We start from the raw sequence: 1970 nt of genomic DNA, 5'->3' as shown, positions 1-1970 counted from the left end.
GCAATGCTCAGGCGGCTGGTCTGAGGCTGGCTTATTCTGACCCTTGGCCCGCAGATCCGACGCCCCCGACAGATGTTGAGACGGGTCTGGAGTGGCTGGTGAAAAACTCTGGGCAAGTTTTACCGGGTAGTTTCACCACCTCTATCCCTATGGTGCTCCGCACCGCCGAGGCGACTGGCTGGGCAGGAGTATCCAACTCGGCAGAACAGAAGGGGTTGACCGCCTAATCTTCGTCTTCATCTTCTTCGTCATCTCCGTCTTCCCATTCCTCATCGAGATCCAGCAGCAGGGCATAGAGCTGATCAAAAAGCTCTGGCGGCTCATCGGGGGTGAGCAGGTAGGGATCCCCTTCGTCAGGCAGAGCGGCGTAGAGCAAAACGGGATCGAGGGGGGTAAAGATGCCGTATTTCTTCTCTTGGTAGAAAAAGGTAGCTAGCAGTTGAAACTCCTGGGCATCTTCCTCGCTCTCGCCCAGCTCGAACACATCTTCCTCTTCGACTGGGGGCAATTCCCCCTGAACCGTGAGGATGTCGAAGCCATTTTGCTGCAAGGTGAGGTTCAACTCCCCCAAGACAGCCTGGATGGTGGGCAGGGTAGCCTGTAGCTCTTCGGGATCCGGCTCGTCCAGGATCCCTTCCATGTTGGCATCGCCGTTCACCGCTTGGCTGGGTTCTTCTTCCCCTTCCCAAACCAGCACTTTGATCACAGCATCAACGGGAGTCACCAGAGCATAGGTCTGCTCGTCGATGACCACCTGACGCAGGATCTCGCACTTGAGAGGCTGGTTTTGCTCGTCGCGGAGCACCAAGGTTTCATGGGATTCAGTCATTGAAAACAGCCCAGGGTAGGAAAGACGGGGGTGTACAGAAGCTCATTCTCCCATGTTCTGCCCCCCTGCAATGCTGAGGGATCCCTTCCAGGCCCACCGGCAGAACTCTATGCTTCGGCTTCTCCTTCTGCTTGGGTTAAGGCTTCCAGAGCCAATAAAATCTCCTCTTCTCGGCGGGCGTAGGTTTCTTCGTCAATTTCTCCCAAATCTAGCTGAATTTGCAGGGCCGTAAGTTCTTTTTGCAGGTTTTCTTTGCTATCCAGCTGTGCTTCGGCGCGTTCTTGGATCTGCTCTGCTAGCCAAAGCAAACTTTGGGCCGGCCAAGTCAACAATTGCCAAACCATCCCAGGGCCCCTAAAGCAGATGATGAGTCTTCGTAATCCTATCAATTTGGATTCTCAGGTGGCCATTGCCCCGGCCTAGCCGTGAAACTTTTTGTTCCCTTCCTCCCCAAGCTGGAAAGACTGGGACACGCACGAAGCGCCAGGGGAAACACTGGCTATTGGTGCTCAGGCAAGTCCTAGCCGCGAAGACTAATCCTCTCGCTGGTGCTTCTCGATCCACTCCATGAGCTCCCCCTCGGAATGGGTACACAGGCGCTCTCCCGTGATTGGGTCTTGGACAGACCACCAGACCATGCCGCTGCCATCTACCCACTGCCGCACCCGCAGTTCATCGCAGGCCGCCAAGACTGCCTTCAGGCTCTGCCAAAGGTGGCGCAGTCCTCTGAAGAGCGCTGAAGAGAAGGGATCCCTGCCGCCGTACTCGGCTGCCAGCTGCCGCTCTTCTTGTTTCAGCAGCTCCATCAAGCGGGTGTTGTTGGCCGCCCTAGCTGCTTCCAAACGACGGGCCAGGGAGGCTGCTATGTTTTGGCGATGGCGGGCCAGGAGACTTGTCCCCCTCATTTCAGCGATTGCACTCATAAGGCTGCTCTACATACCAGTACCTCTACACGATCAATCCTACCAAAAAATCTGTAGTCAAGGATACGAAAAGTGCAAAACCATCGGTCCTGCACGCTAACGTGCGGGATCCGATCCCAGTGCCCTGCCTGGGAGCTGCCGGAAGTTAATCCAACAAGGGGCCACCTGAGCAGCTCAGATCAATCGGCGGCTTCCCCGGACGGATTTAACGGGGGCTA

4 protein-coding genes are annotated in these 1970 nt (G+C 56.1%); 1 reads left to right on the top strand and 3 read right to left on the bottom strand.

Features of this window, described 5'->3' with window-relative positions:
• Positions 1-227 (top strand): hypothetical protein (locus NW820_RS12075; protein ID WP_414407610.1); only part of this gene is annotated, 227 nt, incomplete at its 5' end.
• On the opposite strand, the gene NW820_RS12070 is transcribed toward NW820_RS12075, so the two are convergent.
• The 3 genes from NW820_RS12070 to NW820_RS12060 all read right to left on the bottom strand — a co-directional run bounded on the left by NW820_RS12070 (position 224) and on the right by NW820_RS12060 (position 1752).
• On the bottom strand, positions 224-829 hold the full coding sequence (locus tag NW820_RS12070; RefSeq protein WP_011433718.1) for a DUF3727 domain-containing protein: 606 nt from the start codon (positions 827-829) through the stop codon (positions 224-226). The two genes, NW820_RS12075 and NW820_RS12070, sit on opposite strands and share 4 nt — an antisense overlap.
• A gap of 107 nt (positions 830-936) precedes the next feature.
• Positions 937-1173, bottom strand: coding sequence for a gas vesicle protein GvpG (locus tag NW820_RS12065; RefSeq protein ID WP_011433717.1), 237 nt, complete (start codon positions 1171-1173; stop codon positions 937-939).
• 189 nt (positions 1174-1362) lie between these two features.
• Positions 1363-1752, bottom strand: a complete 390-nt coding sequence (locus NW820_RS12060; RefSeq protein ID WP_414342319.1) for a hypothetical protein — start codon at positions 1750-1752, stop codon at positions 1363-1365.
• Positions 1753-1970: the final 218 nt, after the last annotated feature.

It is taken from the genome of Synechococcus sp. R55.7, from assembly GCF_047461955.1.
Classification (GTDB): Bacteria; Cyanobacteriota; Cyanobacteriia; order Thermostichales; family Thermostichaceae; genus Thermostichus.
This window is presented reverse-complemented; position numbering and strand designations above follow the sequence as displayed.

Coding starts and splice junctions, on each gene's coding strand:
- NW820_RS12060 (WP_414342319.1), bottom strand. CDS start 1,752: ATGAGTGCAATCGCTGAAATGAGGGGGACAAGTCTCCTGGCCCGCCAT.
- NW820_RS12070 (WP_011433718.1), bottom strand. CDS start 829: ATGACTGAATCCCATGAAACCTTGGTGCTCCGCGACGAGCAAAACCAG.
- NW820_RS12065 (WP_011433717.1), bottom strand. CDS start 1,173: ATGGTTTGGCAATTGTTGACTTGGCCGGCCCAAAGTTTGCTTTGGCTA.